This window comes from Nocardia sp. (genome assembly GCF_025465275.1).
In the GTDB taxonomy this organism is placed as follows: domain Bacteria; phylum Actinomycetota; class Actinomycetes; order Mycobacteriales; family Mycobacteriaceae; genus Nocardia.
On the sequence record NZ_JAODNK010000007.1, the window covers coordinates 1 to 13,615 of the forward strand.

Here is a 13,615-nt window from a genome sequence, read left to right on the forward strand (position 1 = left end):
GACCCCACCACAATGCGGTGCCCGGTTTGGTCTACGCTGCGTAGTACTCGGGAACTCCCGGGGCCGGTCGTGCGTTGCGCGGGGCTGGTTCCAGAGTTCCCAGCGTGCTGTAGTTGTGTCGCCCGGCGGAAGGGAGCCCGGGCGACGCCAGTCGAATAGACGACCAGGAAGGCGTTGAGCGTGGCGCACAAGGCGAGCGAAGCGATAGGGGCACGACCCGCCCAGGGTCGACGGGGCCGCATCCTTCGACGGGCCGGGCTGGCGGTGTCCTTGGGCATCACCGCGATGCTCGTCTCCGGCTGCTCGATCGACAACCCGTGGCTTCGATTCGGTTGGCCCTCGGGCATTACGCCGCAGGCCACCCGGATGCGCGAGCTGTGGACATGGTCGGTCATCGCCGCACTGGTGATGGGCGTGCTGGTCTGGGGTCTGACCTTCTGGACGGTCGCATTCCACCGTAAGAAGGCGGACTCCCCGGAGTTCCCGCGGCAGACCGGTTACAACGTTCCGCTGGAGCTGAGCTACACGGCTGCTCCGTTCGTGATCATCGCGGTGCTGTTCTACTTCACCGTGGTGGTGCAGAACTACGTGGCCGAGAAGGTCCCGAACCCGGATGTCGTCGTCGATGTGACGGCCTTCCAGTGGAACTGGAAGTTCGGTTACCAGAAGGTCGACTTCAAGGACGGCGGTTACCAGCTCGACGGTGTGGATCACGCCCGTCAGGATGTGAACAAGCAGATCCAGGACGAGTACAAGGAGCGGACGGCCGACGGTCACCCGCAGCCCGGTCCGAACAACGGTCTGCCCGCCAATGACATCTCGTACCTGAACTACGACACGGTCGAGACCGTCGGCACCTCGAACGAGATTCCGATCCTGGTGCTGCCCACCGGTAAGAACATCGAGTTCCAGCTGGCCGCCGCGGACGTCATCCACTCATTCTGGGTGCCGGAGTTCCTGTTCAAGCGCGACGTCATGCCGAACCCGAAGCAGAACCACTCGGACAATATCTTCCAGATCACCAAGATCGAGAAGACCGGCGCGTTCGTCGGCCGCTGCGCGGAAATGTGCGGCACGTTCCACTCGATGATGAACTTCGAGGTTCGCGCGGTGACGCCGGAGAACTTCACGAAGTACATGGATGCGCGCAAGGCAGGCGAGACGAATGCCGCAGCGCTGCGGGATATCGGCGAGGCACCGCTGGCCGTAACCACTCAGCCGTTCAATACCAAGCGCGATGCGCGTGGCAATGAACTTGCCTCCGAAGTCAAGTGAGGGATGAACTGATATGAAGGTCGAAGCTCGCATCTTCGAACTGCTCGCGGTCTTCTTCGCGATCGTGGGAGTCATATACGGCTACTTCACCAGCCAGTCGCGTACCGGCGTCGAATGGGCGGGTACCACCGCCATCGTGCTGACGGCTGGCCTGGCGATCATCGTCGGGACCTATTTCCGCTTCGTCGCCCGTCGACTGGACCTGCGTCCGGAAGACTTCGAAGAGGCGGAGATCGTGGACGGCGCCGGCGACCTGGGCTTCTTCTCGCCCGGTTCGTTCTGGCCCATCCTGCTGGCCGCCTCGGGTTCCATTGCCGCTCTCGGCTTCGCTTTCTTCCAGTACTGGCTGATCGCGGTCGGCGTGGTCTGCATCCTGTTCGCCGCCGGCGGGCTGGTGTTCGAGTACCACATCGGACCTGAGAAGCACTGAGTCGATAAGCAAGCGCCCCACCGGAATTCGGTGGGGCGCTTTGCTGTATGCGGTCAGCGGCGGATCCCGGCCAAACGCATGCCGGTTTGAGGGGCAGAAGATCCGAAAGGGGGGGTGACCTTTGCCGGGCACCCCGCCTCCCCTCATCGGATGGAACCGGTCCTCAGATGCCGAGCGCCTGTTTCAGGCGGGTGGTGCGCGGGGCCATACCGGCGAGGCCGAGCAGGGCGCGGGGGAAGCGGGGCTGAATCTGGGTGGGGCGGGTGCGAATTGCCGTCTCGATCCAACCGGCCGCCTGCGCGGAGTTCAGGATCGGCTGTTCGGTGTAGTACGTCGGCGCGGCGGAGTCCATGCGGAAGGCCGGATAGTGCACCGCGGTGACATGAATACCGCGTGGGGCCAATTCGGCGTCGGCGCATTGGCCGAAGGTGGTCCAGGCCGCCTGGGAACTGGCGTAGGCCCCGAAATTCGGTGCGGCGCCGGTGGTGGGGCTCCACGGGCCGACATTCACCACATGACCCGAGCCGCCTGCCAGCATCGCGGGTAGTAGGCCGAGAGTCAGTCGCAGCGGCCCGAAATAGTTGACGGCCATCGTGCGCTGGTAATCCCTGAAGCGATCCAGGGATTCCAGGACGGGGCGACGCGTCGGGCGGCCGGCATTGTTGACGAGAACATCGATGCTGTCGAATTCGGTGAGTAGCCATTCGACGAGCTGATCGACATCGCCCAGGGCGGAGATATCGCAGCGGTTCCAATGGGCGCGGCCGCCGGAATCGACTATGGCAGCGCAGTCTTCGACGAGTTGGCTCCCGCGGCGCGCGACGAGGAGGACCTCTGCGCCGTGGGAGGCGAGTAATCGGGCGGTGGTCCGGCCGATATCGGAGCAGGCATCGGTGATGACAATGCGTTTACCCGCAATGGTATTCACGGCGGGACGGGGGCGGCGGGCAGCACGGAATTCGACCATGGGACAGGCAACCTTCAGTCAAGAATGAACTGAGCTGAACCATGTACCGGTGCCCCGCCGACAGTACCGATACCGTCCGCACCACCTGCAGCGGCTGCTAACCGGTTGCTGGCGGTGCGGCGGAACACATTCTAATCGGTCGGGTCATAACGCCGGGCGCGTTCGGTGAGGCAGATCTCGTCGATCGAGGAAACGATGTCCCGCAACAGTTCCGAGGGCAGCGCGGCCGGGCGCAGGCGGCAGGTGAAGGTGATGAAGCCGTGGTCCTCTTCGTCGAGTTCATGCAGGTAGGTGGACCGCACGCCATAGGTGAGGGCGGAGATGACGGTGAAGCAGCCGGTGCTCTCGCGGTGGCCGGAGAAGAGATCGTGCAGGCGGTGGAAGACCCGCGGATAGGTGGACATCGGCGCGAAAACCGAGATGCGGTAGGCCGCTCCGCGTTCCGAGGAACTGATAACGGTATCGGCCAAGTACTCCGCATCGCGCAGCGTCAGCACCTTCGGAGCGAACATGAGCGCACCGGCGGCGGCATTGCGGACGGGCATACCGGCGCGGCCGCCGGCCGAGGCGGCAATGGCGCCCAGCGACTTCCGGGCGCGGGCGCCGACCTCGCGGCGGGCCCGCAGCGACAGATTGGGCGCGGTGGGGTGCAGGCTGGACCACTGGCCGAAGCGGACGGTGCCGAGCTGCACGGTGCCGGTGCCGACCGGGCGGGCGACCTTCAGCGGTGCGGTGTCCACCCAGCGGCCCACCTGCAGCATGGCGCCGCCGGGGGACTGAATCTCCTTGTAGGACTGCTCCACGAAGGTGTCGAAGTCCAGGAAGCGGTGGGCGTCGGTGGTGAGCCAGGTGCGGTCCTTGTCCACATCGGTCACCTCTAGCGTGAGCGCGGTAATGATGCCGGTGCGCCCGCCGCCGCCCAGGATCCGGCGGAATCGCTCGGTGTGATGATTGCGCCCGCAGGTGCCGAAACGTCCGTCCTGATCGACGTATTCGAGTTCCACCACATTGTCGCTGAACATGCCGAAGCGGTGCGAGGCGGCGCTGAGCCCGCCGACCGCCGCGAAACCGCCCGCGGTGATATCCCGATGATCGCCGACAATGGGCAGACCCAGGCCGTGCGCGCCGAGGGTGCGGTCGATATCGGACAGCCGCGCCCCCGCCTGCACCCGCACGGTGCGTGCGTCCGCGTCGACGACCTGTACGCGGTTCATCCTGCGCATGGACAGCACGCTGCCCTGGTCCGGGAGGGAAAGCTCCTCGTCCGGCCGCTCCCCACCGCGGATGATCAGCGGTTTCGTGGACGTGCGCGAATCCCGCACGGTGCGAACCACATCCGCGGTATCGCGGGGGAGGAATTCTGCGGGGAGGGTGGAGAGGGACGTGCTCATGGCGCTACAGCTAACCATAGTCGCGCCGGTTGTGCTCGTGCTTGGACCGCCGTCCCGGTGAGCGGGGGTGAGACATGGTGTGAACAGCGTGTTTCCGGTCGCGGCGGTCGGGTTCGCTATGAATTCGCGGGGCTCGGGTGCGGGGTGTGAAGCGGCCCGAACTGTCGGTGGATATACGTATAGTCCGCGCCATGAGTTCTTCGGGCGGGGATTTGAGGTTGGAGCGAAATCGGTTCGGCAACAAGGTGCTTGCGCAGGTACAGCAGTACGAAGGGATCAATTCGGCGGAATTCGATGCCGAGGCGTTCGAGGTCGCATTCCGGTTCCGGGATACCGGGCACGGGAAGCTAGTGCTGCACACGCTGTTCGAACGGTGTCAGGGGCAACCGGATCAGGAGCGCCTGCGTCGCGTCGCCGATCTGCTGCAGGCGTTTTTGTCGGAAGGTGAGCCGGACACCTGGGATTCGGTGGTGGGGCGACTACGTCCGGTGTTGCGCGGGTCCGGGCGTATTCACTTGGATTTCGAGGGTTTCGACAGCCGGCAGGTAATGGTGTGGCGGCCGGCGCTGCCCTATCTGATCGAGATGATCGTGATCGACAATCCGAGCACGATTCATTTCGTCACCACCGTTGATCTGCGGCGGTGGGGTGTGGACGCGGAGCGTGTGTTCCGGTCCGCGCATATGAATATGGCGGGGCTGGCGATGAATACGCTGGAGGCATTCGAACCCTGCACGGGTATCAGGGTTCTCGAATTCGCCGATGATAACGGCGAGAGTTATGTCGGGTCGCTACCGCTGCTCGGTGGGTGGCTGGCCGGTGTCCGGGCGCGGACAGGTGTGCGCCCGATGGTGTTGCTACCCGGGCATCTCGGCATGTTCGTGGTGCTGGGGGCGGCGGAGGAGCAGTTGCCGATCTTCCTGGAGATGGCGGAGGAGAAATACAGCGAGGCGCTACGGCCGCTCTCACCGCTGCCGTACACGGTGGACGAGGAGGGGGAGTTGGTGCCGCTGCAGCTGCCGGAGGAACATCCGGCCTGGCATGCGCTGCGGCGACTCGAGGTGGGGCTGGCTTCCAGTACCTACCGCACGCAGACCGAACACCTACGCGCCGACCGGTTCCGGGAGGAGGCGGTCAGTGAACTCATGCATGTGCGCGCGTCCGATGGGACTTCGCACACCATGGCGCCCTGGACGGACGGTGTTCCCACGCTGCTGCCGCGAGCGCACTTCCTCTGCCTGGTGACCAGTGGCGGTGAGGTGGTCCGGGTCGCGTGGGAAGACGTTGCCGCGCATATCGATCTGACGCCCGTGGACGGATACGACCCGCCGCGCTATCGGGTGAGGGACCACCCGTCCGCCGAGATCATGTCCTGCCTGCGCGCACTGCCGGGCTACTGAGCCTGTTCGAGCGGTTAGCCCCGTTATCCCGGGGTAGCCCTCCGTCATCCCGGCATGCTTTTGGCCAGGATCCACACGGTTGGTGACCCAATGGTGTGTTGGGGTGCGAAGTCTGACGCGAATCGTCCGGTTGATCCGGGTTTCGGCGGCGGGTCCGGCGGTGTGGCGAATATTGGGTCGGAGCCTGTCACAACGGTCGACTAGGGTCGGGATTTGTGGACAGGGCACAATTGACCGCCGAAATGGCGGAGGGGACAACACCGGAATTCCTCTATTTCTGGGGGCATACCCGCACTCCGGGGCACGAGGTGGGCAAGTGGGTACTGAGCCAGTGGTGGCCGGTGGAATTCACCGTCGACGGCCAGACCTACCGCAGCGCAGAGCATTTCATGATGGGCGAGAAGGCCCGCCTCTTCGGTGACGAGCAGGTCCGCGACCGAGTGCTCGCCAGCGCCACCCCCGCCGACGCCAAACGGCTCGGCCGCGAGGTGCGCGGCTTCGATACCGGCACCTGGGTGGCGCACCGCTTCGACATCGTCATGCGCGGCAGTATCGCCAAATTCGGCCAGCACGACGCCCTACGCGACTTCCTCCTCGCCACCCACGGCAAAATCCTCGTGGAAGCCGCTCCCCGCGACACCATCTGGGGCATCGGCCTCGGCGCCGAACACCCGTCCGCCGCCGACCCCTCCCAATGGCGCGGCGAAAACCTCCTGGGCTTCGCCCTCATGGAAGCCCGCGACGCCCTCGTCTCAGTGAGCTGACCAGGCCAGCCGCACGCACCCGAACCGATCGAACAGCGGTTCCCGGGACGGAACAGCGCGCTTCCGGATGGAACAGACGTTGTCAGGCCTGTTCGGTGCTGAGGCGATGCCACCACTAGTTCCTGGTGATCGGTTGTTCAGTCGGGGGCGGATCGGACTTCAGTTGGGCGGGAACCCGAGGGCGGCGGGCTTTCATGATCGCCAGGAAGATCGTGGCCGGTGTCCTTGGCGGGCAGCGACATCCGTCCCGGCTGCTGCGGGGCGGATGCATTGGTGGTGGTTGGGTCAGCGGTTGGCTAGTTCGGCTAGTTGGTAGGCGAGGGCATTGCGGACTGCGGGGATGCGGGTGGCGGTGGTGATCAAGAGGTTTCGGATGAGGCGGGCGGGGCGGGGGCGGAGGGTGGCCATGCGGGTCATGCGGTCGGTGAACTTCACTACGCCGGCTGCTACTGGGCGGCGGGTCTTTTCGTAGGTGTCGAGGAGGTCGGGGGCGCCGTGGAGGGTGCGGGCCAGGAGGGTGCCCAGGAGGGCGGCGTCCTGGATTCCGGTGTTCATGCCCTGGCCGCCGGCGGGGCTGTGGACGTGGGCGGCGTCGCCTGCGAGGAAGATGCGGTCGGCGCGGTAGTGGTCGGCGAGGCGGTGGTGGACGCGGAAGCGTGAGCTCCACAGCACGTCATGGACTTTCACATTCGAGTCGGGGCGGCGCTGGTCCAGGATCGCCTGTACATCCTCGAGGCTCGGCTTCTCCGGGGCCTCGGCGATGGTCGCGACCACGCGGTAGCGGGTGTTTGTCGCATCGGGCAGCGCCGCGACGACGGTGACGCCCTCGGGGGACAGGCTCAGTGAGACCTCGTTGCGCGGGTCGGGCCAGGACATGTGGATGTCGGCCAGTACGAAGGATTCGGCATAGGTGGAACCGGTGAAACCGATACCGGCGGCCTCGCGGACCTTGCTGTGCATGCCGTCTGCGCCGATCACGTAGTCCGCGCGCAGCGAGCCCGTGCCATCCGGGCCGGTGTATTCGAGGGTGACGCCGGTGTCGTCCTGGGTGAGGCCGGTGACCTCGTAGAGGCGGTGCACCTGTGCGCCCGCCTTCTCCAGCCGGGCCAGCAGGATGGCCTCGGTGGACTCCTGCCCGATCATCAGGGCGTACGGGTACGGGGTGGGGAGCTCGGCGAACGAGACCCGGGCCAGTGCGCGCTCGCCGTCCCGCATGACGAAGTTCGGTGTCTGGATGCCGTGTTCGATGAGCTGATCGGCAATCCCGTAGTCGGCCAGCACCTCCAGGGTGCGGGCGTGCACCACGACGGCTCGTGAGGTGTTCGCGCCCTCGGCCAGGCGGTCGAGCAGTACTACGTCGATGCCCGCGTCGGCGAGAGCGATGCCTGCGGTCAGACCAGCGGGGCCCGCGCCGACGATAGCGACGGTGGTGGTGGCGGGAATGGTGTCCATATCGACTCCTAAAGCTTTGCCAACATCTGTTGGCCAACATCTGTTGACTTAGACATTAGGACCCCATCGCGGGTGTGTCAACACTTGTTGGCCTACAGTCGTTGGCATGACAGCCGAGAGCACCCCGCGCCGATCCGACGCCACCCGCGCCGCGATCCTCGACGCCGCGCGCCGGAGATTCGCCGAGGATGGGTTCCGCAAGGCGACCATTCGCGCCATCGCGGCCGATGCCGGAATCGACCCGTCGATGGTCATGCGCTACTACGGCAATAAAGACGGCCTGTTCGCCGCCGCCGTGGATATCCGCCTGGACCTGCCGGATCTTAATGCCGCGCAGTCCGATTCGCTCGGCGAACTGCTGGTGCGCCGCTTCCTCGAACTCTGGGAGGCGGCACCCGGCAACGACATCATCCTGACCCTGATGCGCTCCGCGGTCACCGACGACATCGCCACCGACCGCGTTCGCCAAATCTTCGCCGAACAGGTGATGCCCTCCGTGCTGAGCGTCGGCGACCCCGCCGACGCCCCCCGCCGCGCCGCGCTGATCGTCACCCAAATGCTGGGAATCGCCCTGTGCCGCTACGTCCTCCGCATTCCCCCCGTGGTGGCTCTCACCCCCGACCAGCTGATCGCCGAGATCGGCCCGACCATCCAGCGCTACCTGGTGTCAGCCCCCGCGGCCTGATCCGGGGCTGCGATATGCCGCCTCGGCCCGGTCCGGCCATATCGTCACCGGCACCGAGATCCGGGTGCAACGTCGCCCTCGTCATCCCGGCACGCTTTTGGCCGGGATCCACACCTGCGGCGCTGCAACATGTCTCGGTGGATCCGGCCATACGCACGCCGGAATGACGAGGGCGGGCGATGACTTCACGGCGCGAAGCTCGTCACTGCCGTCTCGGTCGGTGCGCGGGATGAACGCCGTTGGTCATCCACGGCCCAGCGCCATTGCTGGGGCGCAATCGGTTTCGGAGTGCGTCAGGTCAGGACGCCGTCGATGCAGAGGCCGGAGGATCGGGTGGTTCGCGGGCGTACCGCGCCGGGGTCGAAGGTCCACTGGGAGATCGGGCCGGCGAATTTCCACAGCAGGCCGCCGCGTCCGTCGGAGACGGCCTGGTACACGTCGTCGGGGCCCGGGATGAATTGGTCGCCGACGCAGGTGTCCTCGTATTCGGTGCCGGGTTGGCGTGCGCCGGCGCTGAATCTGCCTGCCGGGTTGGAGTCCGCGCCCGGGTTGGGGACTGTACTGACCGCTGCTGCTCGGCCGCGAGTCCAGTAGGGGGCCGGACCCTGCGATCCGCAGGTGTAGTCGGAGCCGCCCGCGCTCACCTGTGCCCCCTGTGGGTAGGCGGCGCCCGCCCAGAGGCAGGCGGGACCGGCTTCCGTACCGGTGTCGGCGGCGGTGAGGCCGAAGCTGCTTGCCGCTACCGCGAGCGAGGCGAGCAGCGTGAGAGTTTTGGTCATGGATGCACCCGTCAGCGAGAAACCCTGCGCCTGTGACGACTTCACGTGAAGTGCCCGTGTGGCGCGGCTGTCGGTAAGAGATAGGACGCTCGGTTACATCTCGGGTGCTCGCGCTCAGCGCGTGGTCGGCCGGGCGGCGACCAGGGATCGGAATACCGTGTCGGCACGGGAGCCGGGCGTCGCGCAGTAGACGATCATGCGCTGGTCGGTGTCGGAGATGTGCAGCACCTGGCATTCGAATTCGAGCAGGCCGAGGTCCGGGTGGTCGATGTGTTTGTTGTGGCCGCGGCGGACCTCCACATCGTGTGAGTTCCACATTTCGGCGAAACGTGGTGCGGTGCCGAGCAATTCGGTGACCAATCGGGCCAGTGCGGGATTGCCCGGATAGCGGGCGTAGGCGGCACGCAGATCGGCGACCGTGGTGCGGGCGAAATTGCGCGTCTCGCTGTTCGACCACTGCGGATGGTCGGCGGCGCTCAGGAACATCCAGCGCACCATATTGCGTTCGTGATCGGGAAAAGCGTCGAGATCGCCGATGAAGGGGATGGCAGAGTCGTTCCAGGCGAGGATTTCGTAGGTGGCGTCGACGACGTAGGCAGGCGTGCCGAGCGCATCGAGAATTGTTCGAACCGACTGGGGCACAGTTCGATTGGGTCCGGCGACGGTCGGCGGATTCTCCCCGCCCATGCGGAAGAGGTAGTCCCGCTCGTCCACCGTGAGGACCATTGCCCGCGCCAGCGCCGCCAGCACCTGCCGCGACGGCTTCGCCCCGCGCGCCTGCTCCATTCGGATGTAGTAGTCGACCGAGATCCCGGCCAGTTGCGCGACCTCCTGCCGCCGCAATCCCGGTGCGCGCCGGTTGATTCCGTCCGGCAGCCCGACATCACTCGGACGCAATCGGTTCCGCCTGGTGCGCAGGAAGTCCGCCAGTTCGCTTCGATCCGCCATGCCTCCAGTGTCGGCCAGTTCCGCGCCGGATGGGTGGTACAACCTGGTCCTCCCCAGCGCCGATTTCGGGCGCGATGCTGAATGACATGACTACAGCACTCATCACCGGAGCCAATAAGGGCATCGGCTACGAAACTGCCCGCCAACTCGCCGCTCGCGGCATCACCGTTCTTATCGGAGCACGCGATGCCGACCTGGGTCGCACCGCCGCCGACAAGCTGAAGGCCGAAGGCGCAGACGCGATCTTCGTGCAACTCGACGTGACCGACGAGCAATCCATTGCCCGGGCGGCGGACTGGATCGGGACCGAGTACGGCGTACTCGACATCCTCGTCAACAATGCTGCCATCGGGGGTTTCGTCGACGGCGACAACAATCCCTCGTCCACCACTCTCGCCACCCTCCGGAGGGTCTACGAGACCAACGTCTTCGGCGTAGTCGCTGTCACCAACGCCGTCCTCCCTCTACTGCGCCGCGCCGCGGCCGCCCGAATCGTCAATGTCTCCAGCGAAGTCGGCTCCATCGCCATGATGACCGACCCCGACAGCCCCATGTGGCCGATGGCGGCAATCCCCTATCCGTCCGCGAAGACCGCCCTCAACATGATCACGGCCATGTACGCCAAGGAATTCTGGGACGCTCCCATCAAGGTGAACGCGGCCAATCCCGGCTACACGGCCACAGACTTCAATGGCAACGCCGGCTTCCGTACCCCGGCCCAGGGTGCCGAGCCGTCGGTACACCTCGCCACCCTGCCTGCCGACGGCCCCTCCGGCCAGCTCTGGGGCTATCACATGGGCGGCGACGTCGAATACGGTCCGCTCCCTTGGTGATTGCGGGCCCACCACCCGCAAACGCCCCGCCGAAGTTCTCGGCGGGGCGCTTGTGTGCCTGGTGCGGATCTAGCGGACGACCTCGATCACATCGCCCGGGCTGACCCAGCGGTAGAGGGTTTCGGCACCCTCGGGAGTCATGCGGATGCAGCCGTGCGACTTCTCCTCGATCGGGCCGATATGGGTCGCGATATCACCGTTGAAGAACACGGCCCACTTCATCTCGGCATTGTGCATGGTGCTCCAGTGGTACTCCTTCTTGGAGGCCACGTGGAAGACGCCGGGGGGTGTTTCGAACCCGGGCCGTCCGTGCGAGATGGGGGTGGGACCGTAGGTGACCTTGCCGTTCTCCATGAGCCAGGCCTCATTGTCGGAGAGGCTCATGCAGACTCGGGCCCCTTCGGACGTGCAGGGGGCCGTGACCGGCGCGGGCGCCGACGGCTGAATGATGGACGGTACGCCGGGGACATCGGGGCCACCGGGCCATAGCGGATCGGCCTGGGCGGTGCCCGCCATGGCGAGGGCCGCCGCCGCCATGCCGGTGAGTACCGCGGTACAGGCCGTGCGATTACGGAAATGATTGCCACTCATGACGTTCCAACCTCGCTCATCCAGGGGCGCAGCAGTGCGCGCCGGTGGTGGGGACCACCTCTTGGTCATGCATAGGAACTATCACTGCATCTTAGGGGGCACAAACGGCGATTCCGGAGTATTGCCACCATTGGTAACCGGCGTGTACAGCGCGGAAGTGGAAGACTGACGCTTCATGTGGGAGTACGAATACAGCGCCGAGACCGATGTCGATCCGGAGGCGCTGTGGCGCAGCTGGTCCGATCCGGACCGGTGGCCCGAATGGAATCCGGGCATCGAAAGCTTCGAGCTGGACGGACCTTTCGCGGTCGGAACCACATTCCGGATGACCTCGCCGGAGGGCGACACTGTCGAACTGCGCTTCGTCGAGATCATCGAGGGCCGGCTCTGGGCCGACGTTTTCACCGGCGAAGGCTTCGAGATCCGCACCGACCACCGCCTGCAACTACTCGCCCCCGGCCGCACCATGGTCACCTACCGCACCGAGATCACCGGTCCCTCCGCCGATGCCGCCGGCCCGGAAATCGGCGCCCAGATCACCGCCGACTTCCCGGATGTGGTCGCCGGACTCATCAAGCACGCGGGCGCGTCCCAGTAGCTCAGCGCTGATTGCGCTCGTGCAGTAGCAGGAGCCCGTAGGCGGCGACCGATTGCGCGTCGACCATCACGCCCTCGGTGATCAGCGCTTCCAATTCGGCACGGGAGAACCACGCCGCCCGCATGTCCTGTTCGGAGGGTTCCCGCTCGTGCGGTCCCTCCGTCAGCACCGTCGCCAGGTAGATGCTGCCGTACTGGGTGCTGGTGGCGGGCGCGGGCGCGACCCTGCCGAGGTAGGTCAGCTGCTCGGCGCGCAGGCCCGTCTCCTCGCGGAGCTCCTGCCGTGCCACCTCGATCGGGTCGAGGGTCCTGTCGGCGACGGAGCCGCCCGGAAATTCCCAAAAGCGTTGGCGCAGTGGATGTCTGAACTGCTCGACCAGGTGGAAACGGTCGCCGTCCTGCGGCACGATAATGGCGAAATCGGATTTCTCGACTACCGCGTAGAGGCCCTGTTCGCCGTCGGGGCGGCGAATGATGTCCTCGCGGACTGTTATCCACTGGTTGGAGTAGATCTCGCGGGAAGTGAGGACGTCCATCCCGTGATCCTCCCCGAGTATCGCCGCGCTGTCAGCGGCGCAGGGCGGTTCCGACTGTGGAGGCGGCGGTGACGGTGGCGGCGGCCAGGTCGCGGAGGCGGGCTGCGGGGAGGTGGGTGTCGGGGCAGGCGACGATCGAGGCGATCACGGTGCCGTCGGGGGAGAAGACGGGGGCCGAGACCGAGACGACGGCGTTGTCTTCGCCGAGTTCGTCGGGGAGATAGTCGATAGTGATGAGTTCGGTGATCATGGCGCTGAGGCGGTGCCGCAGCGGATCGGTGACGGGTGAATGTCGCAGTGCCGCCAGGGCTTCCAGCATGGGAGTGGAATCGTCGGCTAGGCGCTCGACCGCATAGCCGCGGGTGCGAATGGCGTCGAGGACCGCGTTGAGGCGCGGACGGTGCGCGGGTTCGGCGCCGGCCAGCCACTGCCGGCGGGCGGGCTCGGGGGCCCAGGCGATGAATTCGCGGCAGACCGGCGGGGCGAAGGGCATGCGGCGGCCGGCGCGCATCCAATGCACGGACGGGGTGCCGATCATCTCGGTGATGAGGATCGAGTTCTGCTCGCGTTCGGCCAGGAAGGCCGGAACCTGGTGTGCCTGCGCCAGTTCGCGCATGGCGTCGGCGGCCAGGCTGCGGATGGGGAAGGCGGCCTCGGCGCGCCGGGCGACGGTCATCAAACCCAGGCCCAGGCAGTAATTGCCGTCCTCGTCGCGAATGGTCCAGCCCTCGCCGGTGAGCTGGGTCAGCACGGCGTGCGCGGTGGCGCGGGACATGCCGGTGCCGCGAATGATGCGCGCGAGCGAGAGATGTTCGGCCGGATGCCGGGACAGCAGTTCGATGGTCTGCACCACGCGCCGCGTGGGCGGGGAGACCGCGCCCGACTCGCTGGTGGGAGCGGTCTCGGAGAGCGCGGTGGCGGAGCTGATTTCAGACACTGTGACCTCTGCTGCTCGTGCTTGCTGCGG

The 13,615-nt window shown here is 66.2% G+C and carries 15 protein-coding genes; 7 read left to right on the forward strand and 8 right to left on the reverse strand.

What is annotated here, in order from left to right; genetic code table 11:
* Window positions 1-285: 285 nt before the first annotated feature.
* Window positions 286-1,275, forward strand: a complete 990-nt coding sequence (gene ctaC / locus JWN03_RS02245) for an aa3-type cytochrome oxidase subunit II (RefSeq protein WP_297609081.1) — start codon at window positions 286-288, stop codon at window positions 1,273-1,275.
* 13 nt (window positions 1,276-1,288) lie between these two features.
* The gene (locus JWN03_RS02250; RefSeq protein ID WP_297608910.1) at window positions 1,289-1,705 is read left to right on the forward strand and encodes a cytochrome c oxidase subunit 4; all 417 of its coding nucleotides are present in this window, start codon (window positions 1,289-1,291) and stop codon (window positions 1,703-1,705) included.
* A 163-nt stretch (window positions 1,706-1,868) separates the two neighbouring features.
* On the opposite strand, the gene JWN03_RS02255 is transcribed toward JWN03_RS02250, so the two are convergent.
* Together JWN03_RS02255 and JWN03_RS02260 are read right to left on the reverse strand one after the other, a co-directional pair.
* On the reverse strand, window positions 1,869-2,672 hold the full coding sequence (locus JWN03_RS02255) for an SDR family NAD(P)-dependent oxidoreductase (RefSeq protein ID WP_297608912.1): 804 nt from the start codon (window positions 2,670-2,672) through the stop codon (window positions 1,869-1,871).
* 131 nt (window positions 2,673-2,803) lie between these two features.
* Window positions 2,804-4,063 (reverse strand): FAD-binding oxidoreductase, encoded by a 1,260-nt coding sequence (locus tag JWN03_RS02260; protein ID WP_297608915.1) that lies wholly within the window; start codon window positions 4,061-4,063, stop codon window positions 2,804-2,806.
* A 191-nt stretch (window positions 4,064-4,254) separates the two neighbouring features.
* Between JWN03_RS02260 and JWN03_RS02265 the strand changes: the two genes are divergently transcribed.
* Window positions 4,255-5,463 (forward strand): hypothetical protein, encoded by a 1,209-nt coding sequence (locus JWN03_RS02265; RefSeq protein WP_297608917.1) that lies wholly within the window; start codon window positions 4,255-4,257, stop codon window positions 5,461-5,463.
* A gap of 215 nt (window positions 5,464-5,678) precedes the next feature.
* Complete coding sequence (locus JWN03_RS02270) at window positions 5,679-6,227, forward strand: NADAR family protein (RefSeq protein WP_297608919.1); 549 nt, start codon at window positions 5,679-5,681, stop codon at window positions 6,225-6,227.
* Between the two features lie 285 nt (window positions 6,228-6,512).
* Here the strand turns inward: JWN03_RS02270 and JWN03_RS02275 are convergent, their stop codons facing one another.
* A complete protein-coding gene (locus tag JWN03_RS02275) occupies window positions 6,513-7,679 on the reverse strand; it encodes an FAD-dependent monooxygenase (RefSeq protein ID WP_297608921.1) in 1,167 nt (388 codons plus the stop codon).
* Between the two features lie 106 nt (window positions 7,680-7,785).
* On the opposite strand from JWN03_RS02275, the gene JWN03_RS02280 reads away from it, so the two are divergent.
* Window positions 7,786-8,364 carry a TetR/AcrR family transcriptional regulator gene (locus JWN03_RS02280; protein WP_297608924.1) on the forward strand — a complete coding sequence of 193 codons (579 nt, stop codon included), beginning with the start codon at window positions 7,786-7,788 and terminating at the stop codon, window positions 8,362-8,364.
* 293 nt (window positions 8,365-8,657) lie between these two features.
* Here JWN03_RS02280 and JWN03_RS02285 read toward each other — a convergent pair whose 3' ends face one another.
* Window positions 8,658-9,143: a hypothetical protein gene (locus JWN03_RS02285; protein WP_297608927.1), complete on the reverse strand. Its 486-nt coding sequence runs from the start codon at window positions 9,141-9,143 to the stop codon at window positions 8,658-8,660.
* A 114-nt stretch (window positions 9,144-9,257) separates the two neighbouring features.
* Complete coding sequence (locus JWN03_RS02290) at window positions 9,258-10,091, reverse strand: helix-turn-helix transcriptional regulator (protein WP_297608930.1); 834 nt, start codon at window positions 10,089-10,091, stop codon at window positions 9,258-9,260.
* Between the two features lie 86 nt (window positions 10,092-10,177).
* On the opposite strand from JWN03_RS02290, the gene JWN03_RS02295 reads away from it, so the two are divergent.
* Window positions 10,178-10,924, forward strand: a complete 747-nt coding sequence (locus tag JWN03_RS02295) for an SDR family oxidoreductase (RefSeq protein WP_297608933.1) — start codon at window positions 10,178-10,180, stop codon at window positions 10,922-10,924.
* 69 nt (window positions 10,925-10,993) lie between these two features.
* Here the strand turns inward: JWN03_RS02295 and JWN03_RS02300 are convergent, their stop codons facing one another.
* Window positions 10,994-11,515, reverse strand: coding sequence for a L,D-transpeptidase (locus JWN03_RS02300; RefSeq protein WP_297608935.1), 522 nt, complete (start codon window positions 11,513-11,515; stop codon window positions 10,994-10,996).
* A gap of 175 nt (window positions 11,516-11,690) precedes the next feature.
* Here JWN03_RS02300 and JWN03_RS02305 point away from each other — a divergent pair, with 175 nt between their 5' ends.
* Window positions 11,691-12,113, forward strand: coding sequence for an SRPBCC family protein (locus JWN03_RS02305; RefSeq protein WP_297608937.1), 423 nt, complete (start codon window positions 11,691-11,693; stop codon window positions 12,111-12,113).
* A 1-nt stretch (window position 12,114) separates the two neighbouring features.
* On the opposite strand, the gene JWN03_RS02310 is transcribed toward JWN03_RS02305, so the two are convergent.
* Window positions 12,115-12,648, reverse strand: coding sequence for an NUDIX domain-containing protein (locus tag JWN03_RS02310; RefSeq protein WP_297608940.1), 534 nt, complete (start codon window positions 12,646-12,648; stop codon window positions 12,115-12,117).
* A 31-nt stretch (window positions 12,649-12,679) separates the two neighbouring features.
* Window positions 12,680-13,585, reverse strand: coding sequence for a helix-turn-helix domain-containing protein (locus JWN03_RS02315; protein WP_297608943.1), 906 nt, complete (start codon window positions 13,583-13,585; stop codon window positions 12,680-12,682).
* Between the last annotated feature and the right edge of the window lie 30 nt (window positions 13,586-13,615).